Genomic DNA, 19,042 nt, shown 5'->3' with positions numbered 1-19,042 from the left:
GATGAGGAGCGAGCCGAGGCCGAAGCAGACGATCATCAGCCCGAGGGCGGATTCGCCGAGGCCGAGACGGTCGGCGAATTCCGGGATCTTCGGCGCCCAGGCGCCCATATAGGTGCCGTTCAGCAGGAAGAGCCCGGAGACGGCGAGGCGCGTCCAGGTAAAGTAGCCGGAGCGGGCCGGCGTGAGGGGGGTCGTCTGGTCCTGGATCGTCATGCGGGATGTTTCCAAAGCCTTGCCGGGTCTGCGTTCGGCTGTGTCGTGATCGGGTCAGCCGGCGCGGGTCGTGTTGATTCCCGCGGCCGCGAAGGCCGCCAGTTCGGTTTCGTCGGCATCCGCCTCGAAGACCGCATGGCTGAGGCGGCCGAGGGGGAGGACGGCATAGGGGGCGGCGGTCGAAAGCTTGTCGTTGGTCACGGCGACGAGCACGCCGGCGCTCAGCGAGGCGACGAAGCGCTTGAACTCGGCATCCTCGAAACCGTAGGCCGTGACGCCGGCGGCGCGGTCGACGCCGCAGACGCCGAGCACGCAGATATCCGGGCGCAGCGCCTCGACGTCGCGCAGCGCCTTGCCGCCGATCGCGCCGCCGACGTCGCGGTCGATCTGGCCGCCGATCTGGATGACGGAGACGGCGGGCTTTTCGAGGAGCACGGCCGCGATGGCGGGCGCGTTGGTCGCGACGGTCAGGCGGCGGTCGGCCGGAATGGCGCGGGCGATGGCGAGATTGGTGCTGCCGGCATCGAGGAAGACCGTGCTGCCCTCGGGGAGCAACGCAACCGCCGCCCGGGCCAGCGCGTCCTTGCGCTCGGGGTCGAGGGCAAGGCGCTCCGCCATGCTGCCGGCGGCGGGCGAGGCGGGAAGCGCACCGCCATAGACGCGGCGGCAGAGGCCGGCGGCGGCGAGTTCCCGAAGATCGCGGCGGATCGTGTCCTCCGAGACGCCGAGTTCGCCCGCAAGATCCGCGGCGATCACCCGCCCCTCGCGGGCGAGCCTGTCACGGATCAGGGTCTGGCGCTCACCGAGCAGAAGGTCGCCGACGGACATTGTGTCTCCAAATCATGCATGAATGGGTGTAAATATGCATAATTCGGAACTATCGTCAACAAATACGCATGTTTCGTCGGGGCAACAAAAAACCCCGCCGTCTCCGGCGGGGCCGATCTGCAGGCCTCCAGGCCTGGTCCAGGCTTACTCGCGGTTGCCGAGGAAGCGCAGCAGGAACAGGAAGAGGTTGATGAAGTCGAGGTAGAGCGTCAGCGCGCCCATGATGGCCTTGCGGCCGGCCACGACGTCGTCGTCGGCCTCGAAATACATCTCCTTGATCTTCTGCGTATCCCAGGCGGTGAGGCCGGCGAAGACCAGCACGCCGATCGCGGAGATCGCGAAGTCGAGCGCCGAGGACTGCAGGAAGAGATTGACGAGCGACGCGATGATCAGGCCGAAGAGGCCCATGACCAGGAACGAGCCCATCGCGGAGAGATCACGCTTCGTCGTGTAGCCGAAGAGCGACAGCGCGCCGAAGGCCGCGGCCGACACGAAGAAGGTCTGGACGATGCTCGCGCCGGTATAGATCAGGAAGATCGACGACAGCGAGAGACCCATCAGGCCGGCATAGACCCAGAAGGTCGTCTGCGCGGCCGAGACGCTCATCGTGTGGATGCGGAAGCTCATGAAGAACACGAGTGCCAGCGGCGCCAGCATCACCACCCACTTCAGCGGGCTGACATAGATTGCCTGACCGAAGGCGGTCAGCTGCCCGCCGGAGAAGGCCGCCTGCGACGCGAAGAAGGCGACGAGACCGGTGATTGCCAGGCCCAGCGCCATCAGGTTGTAGACCCGCAGCATGTAGGAGCGCAGGCCCTCGTCGATCATGACGCCGGCCTGTGCGCCGGTATTCGTCATTCGACCTTGGTAGTTGCGGAGATCAGCCATGTTTTCCTCTCGTAAGCCCCGTTCGTTCTCTACGGTGTCGGTCTAAACCGCTCTTCCAGAGGACTGCGGTTCACCGGATGTCCCGGCCCCATGCCGGTCTCGTCCGAATGTCCAGGCGCCGCTGCGGGGCTCCAGCATGCCTGAAACAAATATGATCACGATTTGTGTCGCGCACAAGGCCCCGGTTGAACCGGAAAGATTAACTTTACGCAATGGTTAGCACCGGCGGCGCGCCCGCAGGCACGCCTCAGAGTTCGCGCAGCACCGGGGCGGCCTTCTGGCCGAGGATGCGCCACGTGCCCGCAAGGCCGATGCCGACGGTGAGCACCAGGGCCGTGACGACCGTCGTCACCGCGACGTCGGGCAGGAATGTCGAGGGCAACGTCATGATGCGGGCGACGACGAACCAGGCGGCGACGCCGCCGGCGAAGAGCGCGAAGACCGCCGTCGCAAGCCCCAGCATCAGGTACTCGTAGCTGAAGGCGCGGATCAGCGTGCTGCGCGTGGCGCCGAGCGTCTTCAGCACCACCGCGTCGTGGGTGCGGGCCCGGTTGCCGGCCGCCAGCGCGCCCGAGAGCACCAGCACGGAGGCGAAGAGCGCGACGGCGGCGGCGGCGCGGATGGCGGTCGCGAGCTGGCCGACGAGCTCGTTGACGATGTCGAGCGCGTCCTTGACCCGCACGCTGGTGATCGTCGGATAGGCATTGGTGACGGCGCGCAGCGTCGCCGCCTCCTGCGCGGCCGTCGCGTCCGGATCGATCATCGTGGCGAGCCAGGCATGCGGCGCGCCGGCGAAGGTGTTGGGCGAGAAGACCATCACGAAATTGATCGACAACGACTCCCACTCGACGGTGCGGAAGTTGGCGATGCGGGCGGTGATGTTGCGGCCGAGCACGTTGACCGTCACCGTGTCGCCGACCGTCAGGCCGAGTTCGCCGGCCTCCTCCGCCGAGAAGGAGACGAGCGGTTCGCCGCTGTAGTCCGCCGGCCACCATTCACCCGCGGAGAGCACCGAGTTTTCCGGGATGGCCTTCGCGTAGGTGATGCCGCGGTCGCCCTGCAGGACCCAGCGTCCGCCGGGAGGAACGTTGCGCTGCGTCACGTCCTCGCCGTTGAAGGCGAGGATGCGGCCGCGCAGCATCGGAACCTCGACGACCTTGCCGCCCGGCATCGTCTGCTTCAGCACGGATCGGAAACCGTCGAGCTCGCTGCCCTGGATGTCGACGAAGAAGAAGTTCGGCGCGCGCTCCGGCAGGTTGCCGGTCAGTTCCCGCCGCAGATTGCCGTCGATCAGCGTCAGCGTCACGAGGAGGGCGAGACCGAGACCGAGCGACAGGACGACGGAGGGCGTCAGCGCGCCGGGCCGGTGGATGTTGCCGATCGCCAGCCGCAGCGCCGGTGAATTCACCCGCGGGCTGCGGCGGGCAAGCGCCGTCACGCCCCAGGCGACAAGCCGCAGCACGACGAAGGCAAAGGCGATCGCGCCGAGGAAGACGAGCGCGATATAGCGGTCATAGGCCGTCCAGACCGCAAGGCCGGCGAGCGCCGCCAGGAAGGCCGCCGCCCCCGCGACATAGGGCCAGGCGGGCAGGCGCCCCTTCTCGAAGCCCTGCTCGCGGAAGAGCGCGGTTGCCGGAACGTCGCGGGCATGGCCGAGCGGCATGATGGCGAAGGCGAGCGCGGTGACGAGGCCGAAGACGGCGGCGAGGCCGAGCGCACCCGGATAGAGCGTCATGTCGGCCGGCACCGGCAGGACGTCGGCGAGGAAGCGCATGGCGACAGGCGGCATCAGCGCGCCGCCGACGAGGCCGACCGCGATGCCGATCAGCGCGATGAAGAGGATCTGGAAGAGATAGATCGCCGTCACCAGCGAGGCCGGGGCGCCGAGGCACTTGAAGGTGGCGATGACGCCGCGCTTCGAATCGAGATAGGCGCGCACGGCATTGGCGACGCCGACGCCGCCGACGATCAGCGCCGTCAGGCCGACGAGCGTCAGGAACTGCGAGAAGCGGGTGATGTTGTTGGTGAGCGACGGCGCGGCGTTGCTGCTGGTGCGGATCGACCAGCCGGCCTCCGGAAATGCGGCATTCGCTTCCTCGCGGATCGTCCGCAGCACCCGGTCGGGATTTTCCAGCCGGATCTTGTAGCCGTGCTCGACGAGGCTGCCGGTCTGCACGAGGCCGGAGGCGGCAAGCGCCTGCTGCGAGACGAGGAGGCGCGGCGCGAAGCCGAAGCCCTCCGACAGCGCGTCCGGCTCCTTGACGAGCACCGCGGTGACGCGGAGCCGCGCCGTGCCGATCAGGATCTCGCCGCCGACGGCGATGCCGAGCCGCTCGAGCAGCAGCGGCGCGGCGACGGTGCCGAAGGTCTCGCCGTTCCTTGCGAGCAGCGTGGCGAGCGGCTCGGCGGCGGAGGTCTCGACGGCGCCGTAGAGCGGATAGGCGGCGTCGACCGCCTTCAGCTCCACCAGCGCCTGGTCGGCGCCGTCCGGCAGCCGGGCCATGGAGCGCAGCCCCGAGGAAACCGAGACGTCGCCGAGTCCGTCGAAATAGGCCCGCTCCTCCGGCGTCGCGATGCGGTTGTTGAATTCGAAGCGGATGTCGCCGGCAAGCAGGGACTGGCCCTGCGTGGCGATGGCGCGGGTGATCGCGCTGGAAACGGAGTTCACGCCGGCAATGGCGGCGGTGCCGAGCGCGATGCAGGCGAGGAAGATATAGAAGCCGCCGAGCCCGCCGCGCATCTCGCGCAGCGCAAGTCGGAGCGCAAGCCGGGCCTGGCGGAGCGAAAACGCCGTCATGCGGGGACCGCCTCGCCGGCCACGGCCGGGGCGGCGGTGTCGGGAAGGATCTCGCCCGACCGCATGCGCACCTGCCGGTCGCAGCGCGCCGCGAGGGCCGGGTCGTGCGTGACGAGCACCAGCGTCATGCCGCGCCCGGCCTGTTCGGCGAAGAGCAGGTCGGCGATCTGCCGGCCCGTTTCGGTGTCGAGATTGCCGGTCGGCTCGTCGGCGATGAGCAGCTTCGGCGCGGGCGCGAGCGCGCGGGCGATCGCCACGCGCTGCTGTTCGCCGCCCGACAGCTGGCCCGGATAGTGCGACAGCCGCTCGCCGAGGCCGACGGCGACGAGCTCCCTGCGCGCGATCTCGAAGGCATCGGCGACATTGGCGAGCTCGAGCGGCACCGCGACGTTTTCCAGCGCCGTCATGTTGGGAATGAGATGGAAGGACTGGAAGACGATGCCGATCGTCTTGCCGCGGAAATCGGCGACCTGGTCCTCGTTCATCCGGTGAAGTGCCGCGCCGGCGATGGTGATCTCGCCGCCGTCCAGCCGTTCGAGGCCGGCAAGCACCATGAGCAGTGTCGACTTGCCGGAGCCGGACGGGCCGACGATGCCGACCGATTCGCCCGCGTCGATCGTCAGGCCAATTCCCTTGAGCACATGCACCGAGGCCGCGGCCTCACCGAGAGTCAAATCCGCGTTTTTGAGTTCGATGATGGTTTTGGCCAAGGAATTCTGCCCTATATCTGAAAAGAGGACCGGAAGAACACCGGCAATTTAGGAACATGCCCATGGGCTTTAAAGCCGTATTCGGAATTTTAGCGGCTGCTGCGATCACAGCTTTGTCATCGGCCGCGCCGGCGCTGGCCGAGCCGGTCCGGATCGTCGGTTTCGGCGACAGCCTGATGGCCGGCTACAACCTGCCGCCGGCAGAGGCCTTTCCCGCCCAGCTCGAAGCGGCGCTGAAGGCCAGCGGCCTTGACGTGACGATCGCCAATGCCGGCGTCTCGGGCGATACGTCGTCCGGCGGCCTGGCGCGGATCGACTGGTCGGTGCCGGACGGGACCGACGGGGTGATCCTCGAACTCGGGGCGAACGACGCCCTGCGCGGCATCGCGCCGGAGCAGACGGAGAAGAACCTCGACCAGATGATCGGCAAGCTCAAGGCGCGCGGCATCGACGTGCTGCTCGCCGGCATGCTGGCGCCGCCGAACATGGGCGGCGACTACGGCGAGCGCTTCAACCGGATCTATGCGGGGCTCGCCGAGAAGCACGGCGTCGTGCTCTACCCGTTCTTCCTCGACGGCGTCGTGACGCAGGCCGGCCTGCAGCTCGAGGACGGCATGCATCCGAACGGCAAGGGCGTCGCCGTCATGGTCGAGCGCATGCTGCCCGCCGCGGAAAAGTTCGTAACGGAATTGCAGCAGCGGCCGTGATATTTTCGCGGGTGCGAAATTGGGGTTGCCTGCAAGAGACAAGCATGATTCGCTGATGTCACATCGATAGATTCGGGGAGCTCGCCATGCCGAGACTGTTCATCGCCCTCGAAGTGCCGCGTAATGCAGCAATGAGCCTCTCGTTGTTGCGCGGAGGTCTCCCCGGAGCCCGGTGGATCGATGTCGAGAACTTCCACATCACGCTGCGCTTCATCGGCGACGTCGACGGCCGCACGGCCGACGAGGTGGTCGACCGGATCGATAGGATAGACCGGCCGGAGTTCCAGATCTCGCTGAACGGCATCGGCTCCTTCGGCTCGAAGAAGCCCCATTCGGTCTATGCCGGCGTCAGCCCGGCGCCCGAGATGTACGCCCTGCAGGCCGAGATCGAGCGCATCTGCCAACGGATCGGCCTGCCGGCGGACCAGCGCAAGTTCATGCCGCATGTCACCCTGGCGCGGCTGCGGAACGCCCGTCTCGAGGACGTGGTGCAGTATCTCTCCGGCCGCGGAAACTTCCAGACGACGGACTTCACGGTGAACCGCTTCGTGCTGATGTCGTCGCGCGAATCGGTCGGCGGCGGGCCCTACATCACCGAAGAGGTGTTCCCGCTCTACGAGCCGGGCTCCGCCGCGAGCATCGCGGCGATGGCGGAACATCCGGCATAGATCATGCGGTAGACCGCGTCGAACTCCGCAGGGCCGCCATAGTAGGGATCGGGCACATCTTCCGTTTTTCCGCCGGCGAAATCCGAGAAGAGGGCGATCCTGTCCTGGCGGCCGGCGGGTGCGAGCGCCCGCATGCGCGCCAGCACCGGGCGATCCATCGCCAGCAGGTGGTCGAAGCTTTCGAAATCCTTCGCCGAGAGCTGCCGGCCGCGCTGGCCGGAAATGTCGACGCCGTTGCCGCGCGCCACGGCGATTGCGCGACTGTCCGGCGGATCGCCAACATGCCAGGGGCCGAGCCCAGCCGACGCGACGCGCACGCCCTGCGCATTGCCGGTCGCATCGAGCAGGTGCCGGAGCACGCCCTCGCCGAGCGGCGACCGGCAGATATTGCCGAGGCAGACGAACAGGATGGAGCTTTGCACCATGAAGATCTTGACCGTCTCTTGCCATGCACCACGGCGGGCTTACCTTTGACCGGAACAAACAGCAATGGAGGAACGTGCCCATGAAACAGGAAAAGCTCGACGAGGCGGCGCTCGCCGAAGCCCTCGGTAGGCACCCGGACTGGGTGCGGGACGGCGATGCGATCCGGCGGAGCTTCAAGTTCCGCACCTTCGTGCAGGCCTTCGGCTTCATGACGGAAGGCGCGCTTGCCGCGGAGAAGCTCAACCACCATCCCGAATGGTTCAACGTCTACAACCGCGTCGACGTGCGGCTGACGACGCATGATGCCGGCGGGCTGACGGACCTCGATTTCAAGCTTGCGGCGGCCATGGAGAAGGCGGCGGCCGGCCGGCTCGCCTGAGGCTTTCCCTTGCGGGCGATCGCCCGCATCCCCATATCGCCACGGCGAGCGAAGGAGCGCAAGGAGAACGGCATGGACGACGTGAAGATCGGCGAGATCCTGCTGCCGGGCGAAGAGGCGGAGCAGGAGGAGCAGCGGCGCCGGGTCAGGAAGCGCTTCTGGCCCGTTCTGAAGCGGGCGATGCGCCAGGTGCCCTTCGGCCGCGATCTGGTCGCGAGCTACTATTGCGCGCTCGACCCGAAGACGCCGACCCGCGTCCGCGGCATCCTGCTTGCGGCGCTCGCCTATTTCATCCTGCCCTTCGACACCGTGCCCGATTTTCTCGCCTTCGTCGGCTTTTCCGACGACATCGCCGTGCTGACCACGGCCTTTGCGGCGATCAGCGGCCATCTCAAGGAAGGCCACTACGCGGCGGCGGATCGTGCGCTCGCGGACGAGGGCATCGGCGACCGCGCGTGATCGCCTGCGGCGACTTCCGGTTGCAATCCGCGCCGCTGCCACCCTTGCTGCATGTCAAACTCTTGCCTGAATCGTTGTGACATTGATCTGAAGGTCGGAATGTCCCTTCCGAAAACCTGGGCTCCGGGAGAGGTCGCCGGCGAGGCAGGCGGCGGATTTGCATGAAATGCTGTTTCGTTGTAGTTCGGGCTCCATCACAATCGGGCGCGTGTTCATGGTTTGGTAACCTGAATTAAGTCAAAATGAATCCATTCATGTTCACGCGTCGCCCGGCCAGCTGCGCCCGGGCCTTGACCAGCAAGACAACCGGCAGGAAATCATGTTCGTAAGAAAGCTCACCACCGCGCTTATCGCAATCATGGCGACAGCGGGCGTTGCGTCGGCGCAGACGCCCACCCGGATTCAGCAGTTCCAAGCCTGGGGCGCCTATTCTTATCAGGGCAGCAACGGCAAGGTCTGCTACGTGCTCTCGATCCCGAAGGAAAAGAACCCCGCCAATGTCGACCACGGGGATATCTTCTTCCTCGTGTCGCAGCGGCCCGGCCAGAACATCAGCTACGAACCCCAGGCGATGATGGGTTATCCGCTGCAGGAGAACTCCAAGGTCAACGTGACGATCGACGGTCGCAACTTCGTGCTCTTCACGAAGGGCAACTCGGCCTGGGTCGAGAACGCGGCGGAGGAGCCGGCACTGGTCGCGGCGATGAAGGGCGGCAAGGACATGGCGGTCAAGGCGGTGTCGCGGCGCGGCACCGAAACCAACTATTCCTATTCGCTGTCGGGCATCTCGGCGGCGCTGAAGCAGATCGAAAGCTGCAAGTAGGCGCATCCGAAGGAGGGGAAGCGCGGCCCGGCCGTCAGGGACGGCCTGCCCGCGTGTCAGGCAAGAGGTGACTTGCCGGGAAAAGAATGCTACAGGCCGCGGAAACCGAGCCGTGGCCCGCAGGAGCCGTGCGGCTTTCACATCTTCTTGACGTGCAGGTGCCACCGTCCCGGGACAACCATTCCCGCGTGAGCGGCGTGGCGAAACGGACCGTGCCGATGACGACGCTCAACCTTGCCAATACGACCGAACCGGTGAAGGCGCCGGCCCAGCGCATGCCGCTTGCGGAGATGCCGTCGCTGATCGGGCTTTCCCGCGAGGACATGGGCAGGGCGCTCGTCGAGAAGGGCGTTCCCGAGAAGCAGGCGCGGATGCGCGTCAGCCAGCTCTGGCACTGGCTCTATGTGCGCGGCGTCTCCGACTTCGACCACATGAGCAACGTGTCGAAGGACATGCGCGAGATGCTGAAGCGGCATTTCACCATCGCACGCCCGGAGATCGTCGAGGAGCAGGTGTCCAGGGACGGCACGCGCAAGTGGCTGCTGCGCTTCCCGCCGCGCGGCGCCGGGCGGCCGGTCGAAGTCGAGACCGTCTACATCCCCGAAGAAGGTCGCGGCACACTCTGCATTTCGAGCCAGGTCGGCTGCACGCTCACCTGTTCCTTCTGTCATACCGGCACGCAGAAGCTCGTGCGCAACCTGACGGCCGAGGAGATCCTCGCACAGCTGCTGCTCGCCCGCGACCGGCTCGGCGACTTCCCGGACCGCGAGACCCCGGCGGGCGCCATCGTGCCGTCGGAGGGCCGCAAGGTCTCGAACATCGTCATGATGGGCATGGGCGAGCCGCTTTACAATTTCGAGAGCGTGAAGACGGCGCTCTTGATCGCCACCGACGGCGACGGCCTGTCGCTCTCCAAGCGCCGCGTCACCCTGTCGACCTCCGGCATCGTGCCGGAAATCTACCGCACCGGCTCGGAGATCGGCGTCATGCTGGCGATCTCGCTGCATGCGGTGCGCGACGACCTGCGCGACATGCTGGTGCCGATCAACAAGAAGTATCCGCTGAAGGACCTGCTCGACGCCTGCCGCGCCTATCCGAGCCTCTCCAATGCGCGGCGCATCACCTTCGAATATGTGATGCTGAAGGACGTGAACGACAGCCTGGAAGACGCCAAGCTGCTGGTCCAGCTCCTGAAGGGCATCCCGGCGAAGATCAACCTCATTCCCTTCAACCCCTGGCCGGGCACCAACTATCAGTGTTCGGACTGGGAGCAGATCGAGAAATTCGCCGATTTCATCAATGCGGCGGGCTACGCCTCGCCGATCCGCACGCCCCGCGGCCGCGACATCCTCGCCGCCTGCGGCCAGCTGAAGTCGGAATCCGAGCGCATGCGCAAGGTCGACCGCATGGCCTTCGAGGCCATGATGATCGCCGGCCATGGCGAGGACGACTGATCTCCCCGCCGTTCCGCCTCAGCGCGTCTGCGTGAAGAGGATTTTCACCGCGAAGATCGAGAAGACGCCGGCGAAGGTGTAGTCGATGCCGCGCAGTACCTTGCGGTTCGCCTGCAGCCAGGTGGAGAGCCGGTCGGCGGCGAGCACGACGATGGCGTTGACCGGCATGCCGACCAGGATGAAGAAGAATCCAAGGAAGATCAGCTTGCCGGTGACATCGGGATCGCCGGCCGAGACGAACTGCGGCAGGAAGGTCATGAAGAAGATGATGACCTTCGGATTGAGCAGGTTCACCCAGAAGCCCGTCGAGATATTGCCGAGCGGCGAGACCCTGGGGCCCTCGACCGATTTTACCGAGAGGCTCGAGCCGAAGCGGATCGCCTGGATCGCCAGCCAGAGCAGATAGGCCGCGCCGCCGGTCTTGAGGATCGTGAAGGCGGTGGGCGAGGCGGTGATGAGCGCCGCGATGCCGAAGGCGACGAGCAGCGTGTGCGCCACGATGCCGAGGCTGGTCCCGAGCACCACATAGAGCGCCGGCGCTTTGCCCTGCGACAGTACCCGGCTGATCGACAGCGTCATGTCCGGGCCCGGCGTCGCGGCGAGAAGCAGGCTCGCGGCGGTGAAGGCGAGCAGGGTCGGGAACGTGGGCAGGAAGTCCATGGCGGTCGGCCTCGGTAGCGTGAACAGCTGTTGCAATAGCATAGGGCGTGGTAGATTTGCAGCCTGCCAGAGGCGTTTTGCATGGCGCGAAGTGCCGACGTTTTGTCGGATGACGACCTCGAGGCCTTCGTCCGTGCGCAGGTCCGTGAGGGACGTTATGCCTCCGAGAGCGATGTGCTGACGGCCGGACTTCGTCTGCTGCGCGAAGGCGATGCCCGGCTTGAGGCGTACCGCGCCGCGATCGACGAAGGGGAACGGTCGGGGGAGCCGGTTGCGTTCGATTTCGACCGGTTTATCGAGAGCAAACGCGCCGGTCCCGCGCCGCAATGAAGCCATTGCCGTTCTTTCCGGCAGCGATCCCGGACATCGAGGACATCCATGAATTCACAGAGAAGAACTGGAGCGATGTCGAGGCAGATGCCTATTTGCGGCAATTGCAAGCGGCATGCGATGACATAGCCACAGGCCGGCGACAGGGGCGAGCGCTTGTGTCCGACCGCCCTGCGCATTTGTTCGTGTCATCCGGTTCGCATTTTATCGTCTGTCGCGAAACGACGGCCTCGATTCTGGTTGTCCGCATCCTTAACCAGCGCATGGACCTGTCGCGTCATTTCTGATTCTGTAGCCGCACCCTGCCTTGCAAGCCTTGCGCTGCCGCGCAATCTCGCTAAAAGTGCCGCGGATTTTCCAAGCGGCGCGGATGGCGCCGAAGCCCGGACGGACACGCATCATGGCATCGCACAAGCACGTAAAGAAGGTCGTTCTCGCCTATTCGGGCGGTCTCGACACCTCGATCATCCTCAAGTGGCTCCAGACGGAACTCGGCGCCGAGGTGGTGACCTTCACCGCCGATCTCGGCCAGGGCGAGGAACTGGAACCGGCCCGCAAGAAGGCCGAGATGCTGGGCATCAAGGAGATCTTCATCGAGGACGTGCGCGAGGAATTCGTGCGCGACTTCGTCTTCCCGATGTTCCGCGCCAATGCGGTCTATGAGGGCGTCTACCTGCTCGGCACCTCGATCGCCCGGCCGCTGATCTCCAAGCACCTCATCGAGATCGCGAAGAAGACGGGCGCCGACGCGATCGCGCACGGCGCGACCGGCAAGGGGAACGACCAGGTCCGCTTCGAACTCTCGGCCTATGCCCTGAACCCCGACATCAAGATCATCGCGCCCTGGCGCGACTGGGCGTTCAAGAGCCGCACGCAGCTTCTCGAATTCGCCGAGCAGCATCAGATCCCGGTCGCCAAGGACAAGAAGGGCGAAGCGCCGTTCTCTGTTGACGCGAATCTGCTGCACTCGTCCTCCGAGGGCAAGGTGCTGGAGGACCCGGCCGTCGCGGCGCCGGAATATGTGCATATGCGCACGATCTCGCCGGAAGCCGCCCCCGACGAGGCGACGACGATCACCGTCGGCTTCGAGAAGGGTGACGCCGTGTCGATCAACGGCGTGACGATGTCGCCGGCCACTCTGCTTGCGACGCTCAACACCTATGGCCGTGACAACGGTATCGGCCGCCTCGACCTCGTCGAGAACCGCTTCGTCGGGATGAAGTCGCGCGGCGTCTACGAGACGCCCGGCGGCACGATCCTGCTCGCCGCACACCGCGCGATCGAGAGCCTCACGCTCGACCGCGGCGCGGCGCATCTCAAGGACGAACTGATGCCGCGCTATGCGGAGCTCATCTATTACGGCTTCTGGTTCTCGCCGGAGCGCGAGATGCTGCAGGCGGCGATCGACCGGAGCCAGGAACATGTCGAGGGCGAGGTCACGCTGAAGCTCTACAAGGGCAACGTCATGGTCATCGGCCGGCAGAGCGACAAGTCGCTCTATTCCGACAAGCTGGTCACCTTCGAGGACGACCAGGGCGCCTATGACCAGAAGGACGCGGCCGGCTTCATCAAGCTCAACGCGTTGCGCCTCAGGACGCTTGCCGCCCGCAACCGCGGCTGACCGTTTCGCCGTTGCCTATCGAAGGCCCGCTGCCGGAGACGGTGGCGGGCCTTTTCGTGCTTCGGCCCTGTTCGCCGGCGCGACGGCTGGCGCTATTTCCCGGGCTGCGCGGCAAGCGCCGTTTCGCGCGCGCAGGCCGCGCGGTACCAGACGTAGGAGAGGATGGCGATCAGGCCCATCGCCGGAATGACGGTGCCGAAGGCGAAGAGCGGCAGGCCGATCGCGGCCGCGGCGATGCCGGCGACGAAACCGGCCCCCATCTGGATGAAGCCCATCAGCGCCGAGGCGGAGCCGGCGATGTGCGGGAAGGGTTCCATTGCCGCGGTCATCATGTAGGGCATGACGAAGGCGATGCCGAAGGCATAGAGGCCGACCGGCGCCATCACCGAGAGGAATGTCGGATCGAGGATGTGCGAGGCGAGCGCGATCAGGACGCTCGCGACGCCGATGAAACAAAGGCCGGGCAGGACGATGCCGGCGGGCGTCATCACGCGCATGAGAAGGCGGACGGCGACCGTTCCGGCGAAGAAGAATCCCGACTGCATCAGCATGCCGACGCCGAACTCGGTCGGCGTGAGGCCGACCTTGCCGATCAGCACGAAGGGCAGGATCGTCGCCTGGCCATAAAGCGCACCGACCGCGCCCGCCATGACGAGCGTGGACGACAGGAAGCGGCCATTTGTCAGAAGCGACGCATAGGCCGCGAAGATCGGGCCGATATGGCCCTTGCGCCGGTCCGGCACGGTCGTCTCGGCCATGAAGACGGCGACGGCGGCACAGGCGATCAGCGCGAAGCCGACCATCAGCAGGAAGATCGACTGCCAGCCGAACAACCCGAGCGCTATGCCGCCGAGCGTCGGCGAGAGGGCGGGGCCGATCGCGAGCATCATGCCGATCATGTTCATGATGCGCGCCGCCGTCGTGCCGGTGAACTGGTCGCGCACCAGCGCCCGGGCAACCGTCATGCCGACCGAGGCGCCGATGCCCTGCACGAGGCGGCCGGCGAGCAGGACGCTCACCGAGGGCGCGAAGGCCGCCATGAGGCTGCCCGTCAGGTAGATCGCCATGAAGAGCATGGTGGTCGGCCGGCGGCCGAGCACGTCGGAGAGTGTCCCGGAGACCAGCTGCGACAGGGCGAATCCGGCGAAATAGAGCGAGAGCGTCAGCTTGATGGCGGATTCGCTCGACGAAAAGGCGTGGACGAGTTCCGGCATGGCCGGGGTATAGAGCGCCATCGATACGGGGCCAAGCGCGACCAGGAAGGCGCCGATGATGCTCGTGCGGCGCTCGCTCATCACCGGCGATGTCACCGCGCCGCCTCCTTTGCGGCGGACAGCGCCGTCTGGTCTTCCTCGATCGCGCGGAGATTTTCCCGCATCCGCCTGAGCTGCTCGCGCATCGCGGACTTGTCGTCTTCGGCGAGGCCGGCCGTCACCTGTCCCATGAGGTCAAGCTGTTCGACGCGGATCTCGGCAATCAGTCCGTTCGCGGTTTCCGTCGTAAAGATCTGCCTGGCCCGGCCGTCGGCCGGATCGGCGCGGCGCTCGATGAAGCCGAGGCTCTGCAGGCGGTCGAGATAGGCCGACAGCGTCATCGGCTCGATGCCCATGCGGTGCGCGATGTCGAGCTGCCGGCTGCCTTCGAGCGCGGCCACATGCACGAGCGCCCGGGCCTCGCCGGGCGTCAGGCCAAGGCCCGCCCGGGCGATGCGCCGCTCGAAGGCACCCCTCAGCATGCGCGACACGTCGATGATGAGAAAGCCGAGGGAATCGGGGTCGGGTCGCAGGGACATGACGGCACCATGGGTTCTATATGCTAAGCCGTGCTTACTATTTTCGTCGTCGGCTCACAAGGTGCCCGATGGCGTCGCGGCGCATGCCTGCGTTGCAAAAAGGCGATGGCCGCCGCGGGGGGGGGAATGCCGGGCCTTGACGAAAGCCCGCGACGCACGGCCTATGGGCACCAAACGGGGTCATCCATGTCAGGTACCATGCTCTTCGGCGCGTTCGCCGCCGCTCTTCTTTATGTCCTTATTCCAGGCCCCGCCTTTCTCGCGCTGCTCGGCATCGGCGCCGGCCAGGGGCGGAAGGCGGGCGCGCTTTTCATGGGCGGGCATCTCGCCGGCGACCTGTTGTGGTCGTCGCTGGCGCTTGTGGCGATCGTCGGCGCCAAGACCATCGGCACGACGGTCTTCGACGTGCTCGGCCTTCTGTGCGGCTTCTACCTCGCCTGGATCGGCTGGACGGCGCTCAGGGCCAGGCCGCGTGCCGACGGTGCCGCGGTGCTGACGGTCGAGCGGCCGCTCCGGCGCGGGCTGATCTTCGGGCTTACCAATCCGAAAGGCTATCCGGTGGCGCTCGCCACCTTCACGGCGCTGCTTGCGAGCTCGTCCAACGCGCTGGATTTCGGGGCGCTGCCGCTGCTGCTCGGCGTGTCCTTCTTCGGCTTCCTGCTGGCCGACGTGATCCTGATCGCCATCATCGGCGCAGCCGTCGTGCGCCGCTTCTATCGCCGGCACGAGCTTGCAATCGTGCGCCTGTCCGGGCTGCTCTTCATGGGTTTTGCCGTGCAGGCGGTCTGGCATGCGGCGCCGGGCCTGCTCGGCTGGCGCAAGCCGTAAGTCAAGCGGCGGCGGGAAAGCGGATCTCGACGCGCAGGCCGCAGCCGCCCGTGGCCGTCTCGAGCGCCATCCGTGCACCGAAGAGCCCGGCGATTTCCTCCACGATGGGCAGTCCGAGGCCCATGCCCGGCGCGTCGCGGTGGCCGCCGCGCGAAAAACGCTGCCGGACGACACTGCGCTGGTCCGCCGGGATGCCTGGCCCGTCGTCCTCGACCGCCAGCAGCACGCCGTCGCCGCCGGCGGCGACGCTGACCGTCACCTCGGCGCCCCGGCCGGCATAGGCGATGGCGTTCTCGATCAGGTTGCGCAGCAGTTCGCCGATGAGCAGCGGCTCCGCCAGCACCAGCGCCGAGCGATCGCCCTCGTAGCCGAGATCGATGCCGGCCTCGCCGGCCGCCGGCACCCGGTCGCCGGTCAGGTCCTGGGCGAGGGCTGCGAGATCGACAGGCGACAGGTTCTGCGGCTCGCTGGAACCGGCCGCATCGATCTTCGCCATCAGCAGGAGCTGGGCGAGGATGCGTTCCGCGTGGGCGACGGCGGCATCGCCCTTCGCGGCCGCCGCCTGCGCCTCCTCGAGCGTGGCGGCGCGGGCGGCGAGCGCGAGCTGGGTCCGGATGATGGCGAGCGGCGTGCGCAGCTGGTGGCTGGCATTGCCGGAAAAATGGCGCAGTGCGTCGAGCGCCGACTGCAGCCGCACCATGAAGGAGTTGAAGCGGTCGACGAGTCCCTGAACCTCGCGCGGCACCCGCTGCTCGATCCGCCTGAGGTCGTCCGGACTGCGTTCCGCGATGGCGTCGCTCAGCCGGTAGAGCGGCCGGAGCGACACGGTAACGGCGATCCAGACGATCGCCGCGGCGCCGCCGATCATCATGGCGAGGCGGACGGCGGAGCGCAGCAGGATCGCCTGGGCGAGCTGCCGGCGGGCGATGGTGGTTTCGGCGACCGTCACGACGAAGGGCACCGAATTGACGCCGGTCGAGGCCGAGCGGAGCAGCACCGCCACCCGGATCGGCTCGCCGCGGAAGGTCGCGTCCCGGTAGGCGGTCGGCTGGCCCTGCGTGTCGGCGATCGTCGGCAGGGTCTGGTAGCCGGTGATGAAGCTGCCCGGCGGGCCGTCGACCCGGTAGAACACCCGGTCCTGCGCGGCCGATGTCAGCATTTCCAGCGCGACATAGGGAATGTCGACCTCCAGGCTGCCGTTCTCGCTGACGACGACGCGCTCGGCGATCGCCAGCGCCGAGCCCGCGAGCACGCGGTCCGACACGGTGTTGGCCGTCTTCACCGCCTCGCGATAGGTGTCGAAGAGGGCGAGCACGCCGATCACGGCGGTCGAGACGAGGAGCCAGAGGAGGAGCCGCCGCCGCAGCGACGAGGCGGGAGAGATCATCCGGCGACCACCACCTTGTCGAGATAGTAGCCGATGCCGCGGGCGGTGCGCACGGTGAGCCCGTGCGGCGCGAGGCGTTTCCTGAGCCGGCTCACATATTGCTCGATCGCATTGGCGGAGAGGTCGTCGTCGAAGGCGGCGAGCGACTGCATGATCGCCTCCTTCGAGACGACCTTGCCGGCCCTGAGGAACAGGATCTCCAGCAGGCCGAGTTCGCGGGCGGGAATGTCGAGCGGCACGCCGTCGGCCGAGAAGGTGCGCGACGTGAGATCGAGATCGACGCCGCCGAAGCTGACGGCGGAGGATCTGAGCCCCGCCTGGCGGCGCAGCAGCATGCGCACCCGCGCCTCGAATTCGGAAATGTCGAAGGGCTTGATCATGTAGTCGTCGGCACCGAGGTCGAGCCCCCTGACCTTTTCCTCCGGTGTGCCGCGCGCGGTCAGGATGAGGACGGCCGCGCGGTTCTGCCGGGCACGCATGGCGCGCAGCACCTCCAGCCCGTCCATCTCCGGCAGCGTCAGGTCGAGGATCACGAGGTCGAAGCTCTCCGTCGCCGTCACGGCGTCGGCCGAGGTGCCGTCATGCACCACGTCCACCGCGTGCCCGGTGCCGCGCAGGATGGCGGACAGGCCATCGGCAAGCGCGTCGTTGTCTTCGACCAACAGGATCCGCATTCGTTGTTCTCCCCCCGCGGAGCTTAGCGGCGCGCCGCGCACTTGTGAACGGTGGCCGGCTCGGGCAATCTTGCCTGCATGCGCATTTTCCCCGTCTTCGCCCTGCTTCTTTCGACGGCCCTTCCGGCCGTCGCCGAGCCGACCTTTTATCCGGCCCACTCGGGCGACCGGTCGGCGCAGGTTCTCGTCGTCTATTCGTCGCTCGACGAGCCGCTCGCCCGCCCGATGATCGAGGGTTTCCAGGTGGCCAATCCCGACGTCGCGGTGCGCTACGAGGAGATGCTGACGGGCGAGGTGCACGACAGGATCGTGCGGGAGACGGATGCGGGAGAGAAGACCGCCGACTTCGCCTTTTCGTCCGCCATGGACCTGCAGGTCAAGCTCAGCAACGACGGCTACGCGCAGCGCAGCGACCTGCCGATGAGCGAGCGCTGGCCGCAATGGGCGAACTGGCGCAACACCGCCTATGCGCTCACCTTCGAGCCCGCCGTCTTCGTCTATCACAAGCCGAGCTTCAAGGACCGCACGCCTCCCGCGTCGCGGGCGGAATTCGTCGACTACCTGAAACGGCAGGGCGAAGCGGTCTACGGCCGGATCGGTACCTACGACATAGAGCGTTCGGGCGTCGGATTTCTCTTCATGGCGCGCGACCAGGAGCAGTTCGGCGACATCTGGACGGTGATCCGGGCGATGGGCGCGGCGGGCGTCAAGCTCTATTCGACGAGTTCCGCAATCCTCGAGCGCGTCGCCGACGGGCGCTTCGTGCTCGGCTACAACATTCTCGGCTCCTACGCCGCCGACTGGGCGTCGCGCCATCCGGATGTCGGCATCGTGCTGCCGAAGGACTATACCGTCGTCATGTCACGCATCGGTCTCGTGCCGCAGGCGGCCGCGTCGCCCGACCTCGGCCGGCGCTACCTTTCCTTCTTCATGTCGAAGGAGGGACAGACGATCATGGCGCGGGAGCTGCAGATCGCCGCCGTCTCGCCGGAGGTGGCCGGCGACAACACGGCCAACACCATGCGCGAGATGCTCGGCGCCCAGCTCAAGCCCGTGCCGGTCAGTCCCGGGCTGATGGTCTATCTCGACCAGGTGAAGCGCGCCCGGCTGATCGCGCGCTGGAACGAGGTGCTGCGCACGCAGTAGCGGCCGAAAACGGTCCGGCGGCCACGACATGCCTCGACAAGCGCTCAGGCTGGCGTACGATGTCAGGTAGATGTCAGCTTCTTGTGTTGGCTTAGGGTTCTTCGGTGTCCGTGGAGGCGGGTGGCCGGAGATCCGGGAGGAGTGAGCCAAGGCCCCGATCCGCAATCGCTGCGGACGTCGTGTGCGTTGAACCGGTCCTCCCTCCCCAGATTGAGCAATGTGCGGCACGAAGAGGCCGCCTGACGGAGGACA

At 66.8% G+C, this 19,042-nt stretch carries 21 protein-coding genes and 1 pseudogene; 11 read left to right on the top strand and 11 right to left on the bottom strand.

Translation table 11 applies throughout. From position 1 onward, the window contains the following. The 5 genes and pseudogenes from LXM94_RS08725 to LXM94_RS08705 all read right to left on the bottom strand — a co-directional run. Positions 1 to 213: pseudogene (locus tag LXM94_RS08725) on the bottom strand (MFS transporter); the annotation flags it as partial. 54 nt (positions 214 to 267) lie between these two features. Then, complete coding sequence (locus tag LXM94_RS08720; RefSeq protein WP_235770799.1) at positions 268 to 1,041, bottom strand: DeoR/GlpR family DNA-binding transcription regulator; 774 nt, start codon at positions 1,039 to 1,041, stop codon at positions 268 to 270. A 144-nt stretch (positions 1,042 to 1,185) separates the two neighbouring features. After that, positions 1,186 to 1,929 carry a Bax inhibitor-1/YccA family protein gene (locus LXM94_RS08715; protein WP_235770798.1) on the bottom strand — a complete coding sequence of 248 codons (744 nt, stop codon included), beginning with the start codon at positions 1,927 to 1,929 and terminating at the stop codon, positions 1,186 to 1,188. A 247-nt stretch (positions 1,930 to 2,176) separates the two neighbouring features. Beyond that, positions 2,177 to 4,726 (bottom strand): ABC transporter permease, encoded by a 2,550-nt coding sequence (locus LXM94_RS08710; RefSeq protein WP_235770797.1) that lies wholly within the window; start codon positions 4,724 to 4,726, stop codon positions 2,177 to 2,179. Further along, complete coding sequence (locus LXM94_RS08705) at positions 4,723 to 5,436, bottom strand: ABC transporter ATP-binding protein (RefSeq protein WP_235770796.1); 714 nt, start codon at positions 5,434 to 5,436, stop codon at positions 4,723 to 4,725. The genes LXM94_RS08710 and LXM94_RS08705 overlap by 4 nt, the downstream gene beginning before the upstream one ends. 62 nt (positions 5,437 to 5,498) lie before the next feature. On the opposite strand from LXM94_RS08705, the gene LXM94_RS08700 reads away from it, so the two are divergent. Next, a complete protein-coding gene (locus LXM94_RS08700) occupies positions 5,499 to 6,143 on the top strand; it encodes an arylesterase (protein ID WP_235770795.1) in 645 nt (214 codons plus the stop codon). A gap of 86 nt (positions 6,144 to 6,229) precedes the next feature. Continuing rightward, on the top strand, positions 6,230 to 6,811 hold the full coding sequence (thpR, locus tag LXM94_RS08695; protein WP_235770794.1) for an RNA 2',3'-cyclic phosphodiesterase: 582 nt from the start codon (positions 6,230 to 6,232) through the stop codon (positions 6,809 to 6,811). Here thpR and LXM94_RS08690 read toward each other — a convergent pair. After that, complete coding sequence (locus LXM94_RS08690) at positions 6,757 to 7,236, bottom strand: low molecular weight protein-tyrosine-phosphatase (RefSeq protein WP_235770792.1); 480 nt, start codon at positions 7,234 to 7,236, stop codon at positions 6,757 to 6,759. The genes thpR and LXM94_RS08690 overlap by 55 nt on opposite strands. A gap of 80 nt (positions 7,237 to 7,316) precedes the next feature. Here LXM94_RS08690 and LXM94_RS08685 point away from each other — a divergent pair, with 80 nt between their 5' ends. From LXM94_RS08685 to rlmN, 4 genes are all read left to right on the top strand, one after another. After that, a complete protein-coding gene (locus LXM94_RS08685) occupies positions 7,317 to 7,616 on the top strand; it encodes a 4a-hydroxytetrahydrobiopterin dehydratase (RefSeq protein WP_235770790.1) in 300 nt (99 codons plus the stop codon). Between the two features lie 72 nt (positions 7,617 to 7,688). Continuing rightward, entirely contained in the window at positions 7,689 to 8,075 is a 387-nt protein-coding gene (locus LXM94_RS08680; protein WP_235770788.1) for a YkvA family protein, read from the top strand. Positions 8,076 to 8,394: 319 nt separating this feature from the next. Then, a complete protein-coding gene (locus LXM94_RS08675) occupies positions 8,395 to 8,898 on the top strand; it encodes an invasion associated locus B family protein (RefSeq protein WP_235770786.1) in 504 nt (167 codons plus the stop codon). 275 nt (positions 8,899 to 9,173) lie between these two features. Beyond that, positions 9,174 to 10,352, top strand: a complete 1,179-nt coding sequence (gene rlmN / locus LXM94_RS08670) for a 23S rRNA (adenine(2503)-C(2))-methyltransferase RlmN (RefSeq protein ID WP_408015608.1) — start codon at positions 9,174 to 9,176, stop codon at positions 10,350 to 10,352. An 18-nt stretch (positions 10,353 to 10,370) separates the two neighbouring features. Here rlmN and LXM94_RS08665 read toward each other — a convergent pair whose 3' ends face one another. Continuing rightward, positions 10,371 to 11,012 (bottom strand): LysE family translocator, encoded by a 642-nt coding sequence (locus LXM94_RS08665; protein WP_235770783.1) that lies wholly within the window; start codon positions 11,010 to 11,012, stop codon positions 10,371 to 10,373. Between the two features lie 81 nt (positions 11,013 to 11,093). On the opposite strand from LXM94_RS08665, the gene LXM94_RS08660 reads away from it, so the two are divergent. The 3 genes from LXM94_RS08660 (at position 11,094) to LXM94_RS08650 (ending at position 12,963) form a co-directional block, all read left to right on the top strand. After that, complete coding sequence (locus LXM94_RS08660; protein ID WP_235770782.1) at positions 11,094 to 11,342, top strand: type II toxin-antitoxin system ParD family antitoxin; 249 nt, start codon at positions 11,094 to 11,096, stop codon at positions 11,340 to 11,342. Then, positions 11,339 to 11,629, top strand: coding sequence for a type II toxin-antitoxin system RelE/ParE family toxin (locus LXM94_RS08655; protein ID WP_235770781.1), 291 nt, complete (start codon positions 11,339 to 11,341; stop codon positions 11,627 to 11,629). Before LXM94_RS08660 ends, LXM94_RS08655 begins: the two co-directional genes overlap by 4 nt. A gap of 113 nt (positions 11,630 to 11,742) precedes the next feature. Next, positions 11,743 to 12,963 carry an argininosuccinate synthase gene (locus LXM94_RS08650; RefSeq protein WP_235770780.1) on the top strand — a complete coding sequence of 407 codons (1,221 nt, stop codon included), beginning with the start codon at positions 11,743 to 11,745 and terminating at the stop codon, positions 12,961 to 12,963. Between the two features lie 92 nt (positions 12,964 to 13,055). Here the strand turns inward: LXM94_RS08650 and LXM94_RS08645 are convergent, their stop codons facing one another. Together LXM94_RS08645 and LXM94_RS08640 are read right to left on the bottom strand one after the other, a co-directional pair. After that, positions 13,056 to 14,258 carry a multidrug effflux MFS transporter gene (locus LXM94_RS08645; RefSeq protein ID WP_235770802.1) on the bottom strand — a complete coding sequence of 401 codons (1,203 nt, stop codon included), beginning with the start codon at positions 14,256 to 14,258 and terminating at the stop codon, positions 13,056 to 13,058. Positions 14,259 to 14,269: 11 nt separating this feature from the next. Beyond that, positions 14,270 to 14,755 carry a MarR family winged helix-turn-helix transcriptional regulator gene (locus tag LXM94_RS08640; RefSeq protein ID WP_235770779.1) on the bottom strand — a complete coding sequence of 162 codons (486 nt, stop codon included), beginning with the start codon at positions 14,753 to 14,755 and terminating at the stop codon, positions 14,270 to 14,272. A gap of 186 nt (positions 14,756 to 14,941) precedes the next feature. Here LXM94_RS08640 and LXM94_RS08635 point away from each other — a divergent pair, with 186 nt between their 5' ends. After that, positions 14,942 to 15,583 carry a LysE family translocator gene (locus LXM94_RS08635; RefSeq protein WP_235770778.1) on the top strand — a complete coding sequence of 214 codons (642 nt, stop codon included), beginning with the start codon at positions 14,942 to 14,944 and terminating at the stop codon, positions 15,581 to 15,583. Between the two features lies 1 nt (position 15,584). Here the strand turns inward: LXM94_RS08635 and LXM94_RS08630 are convergent, their stop codons facing one another. Both LXM94_RS08630 and LXM94_RS08625 read right to left on the bottom strand, forming a co-directional pair. After that, entirely contained in the window at positions 15,585 to 16,970 is a 1,386-nt protein-coding gene (locus LXM94_RS08630) for a sensor histidine kinase (RefSeq protein WP_235770777.1), read from the bottom strand. Continuing rightward, entirely contained in the window at positions 16,967 to 17,644 is a 678-nt protein-coding gene (locus LXM94_RS08625) for a response regulator (RefSeq protein WP_235770776.1), read from the bottom strand. Before LXM94_RS08625 ends, LXM94_RS08630 begins: the two co-directional genes overlap by 4 nt. 78 nt (positions 17,645 to 17,722) lie before the next feature. On the opposite strand from LXM94_RS08625, the gene LXM94_RS08620 reads away from it, so the two are divergent. Next, positions 17,723 to 18,790, top strand: a complete 1,068-nt coding sequence (locus LXM94_RS08620) for an ABC transporter substrate-binding protein (RefSeq protein WP_235770775.1) — start codon at positions 17,723 to 17,725, stop codon at positions 18,788 to 18,790. Positions 18,791 to 19,042: the final 252 nt, after the last annotated feature.

Source organism: Rhizobium alarense (genome assembly GCF_021555155.1).
GTDB lineage: Bacteria > Pseudomonadota > Alphaproteobacteria > Rhizobiales > Rhizobiaceae > Rhizobium_D > Rhizobium_D alarense.
This window is presented reverse-complemented; position numbering and strand designations above follow the sequence as displayed.

Bases quoted from the DNA above. Each gene is read 5' to 3' on its own strand.
- LXM94_RS08720 (WP_235770799.1), bottom strand. From the start codon at position 1,041: ATGTCCGTCGGCGACCTTCTGCTCGGTGAGCGCCAGACCCTGATCCGT.
- LXM94_RS08715 (WP_235770798.1), bottom strand. From the start codon at position 1,929: ATGGCTGATCTCCGCAACTACCAAGGTCGAATGACGAATACCGGCGCA.
- LXM94_RS08710 (WP_235770797.1), bottom strand. From the start codon at position 4,726: ATGACGGCGTTTTCGCTCCGCCAGGCCCGGCTTGCGCTCCGACTTGCG.
- LXM94_RS08700 (WP_235770795.1), top strand. From the start codon at position 5,499: ATGGGCTTTAAAGCCGTATTCGGAATTTTAGCGGCTGCTGCGATCACA.
- thpR (WP_235770794.1), top strand. From the start codon at position 6,230: ATGCCGAGACTGTTCATCGCCCTCGAAGTGCCGCGTAATGCAGCAATG.
- LXM94_RS08690 (WP_235770792.1), bottom strand. From the start codon at position 7,236: ATGGTGCAAAGCTCCATCCTGTTCGTCTGCCTCGGCAATATCTGCCGG.
- LXM94_RS08685 (WP_235770790.1), top strand. From the start codon at position 7,317: ATGAAACAGGAAAAGCTCGACGAGGCGGCGCTCGCCGAAGCCCTCGGT.
- LXM94_RS08680 (WP_235770788.1), top strand. From the start codon at position 7,689: ATGGACGACGTGAAGATCGGCGAGATCCTGCTGCCGGGCGAAGAGGCG.
- LXM94_RS08675 (WP_235770786.1), top strand. From the start codon at position 8,395: ATGTTCGTAAGAAAGCTCACCACCGCGCTTATCGCAATCATGGCGACA.
- rlmN (WP_408015608.1), top strand. From the start codon at position 9,174: ATGCCGCTTGCGGAGATGCCGTCGCTGATCGGGCTTTCCCGCGAGGAC.
- LXM94_RS08665 (WP_235770783.1), bottom strand. From the start codon at position 11,012: ATGGACTTCCTGCCCACGTTCCCGACCCTGCTCGCCTTCACCGCCGCG.
- LXM94_RS08660 (WP_235770782.1), top strand. From the start codon at position 11,094: ATGGCGCGAAGTGCCGACGTTTTGTCGGATGACGACCTCGAGGCCTTC.
- LXM94_RS08655 (WP_235770781.1), top strand. From the start codon at position 11,339: ATGAAGCCATTGCCGTTCTTTCCGGCAGCGATCCCGGACATCGAGGAC.
- LXM94_RS08650 (WP_235770780.1), top strand. From the start codon at position 11,743: ATGGCATCGCACAAGCACGTAAAGAAGGTCGTTCTCGCCTATTCGGGC.
- LXM94_RS08645 (WP_235770802.1), bottom strand. From the start codon at position 14,258: ATGAGCGAGCGCCGCACGAGCATCATCGGCGCCTTCCTGGTCGCGCTT.
- LXM94_RS08640 (WP_235770779.1), bottom strand. From the start codon at position 14,755: ATGTCCCTGCGACCCGACCCCGATTCCCTCGGCTTTCTCATCATCGAC.
- LXM94_RS08635 (WP_235770778.1), top strand. From the start codon at position 14,942: ATGTCAGGTACCATGCTCTTCGGCGCGTTCGCCGCCGCTCTTCTTTAT.
- LXM94_RS08630 (WP_235770777.1), bottom strand. From the start codon at position 16,970: ATGATCTCTCCCGCCTCGTCGCTGCGGCGGCGGCTCCTCCTCTGGCTC.
- LXM94_RS08625 (WP_235770776.1), bottom strand. From the start codon at position 17,644: ATGCGGATCCTGTTGGTCGAAGACAACGACGCGCTTGCCGATGGCCTG.
- LXM94_RS08620 (WP_235770775.1), top strand. From the start codon at position 17,723: ATGCGCATTTTCCCCGTCTTCGCCCTGCTTCTTTCGACGGCCCTTCCG.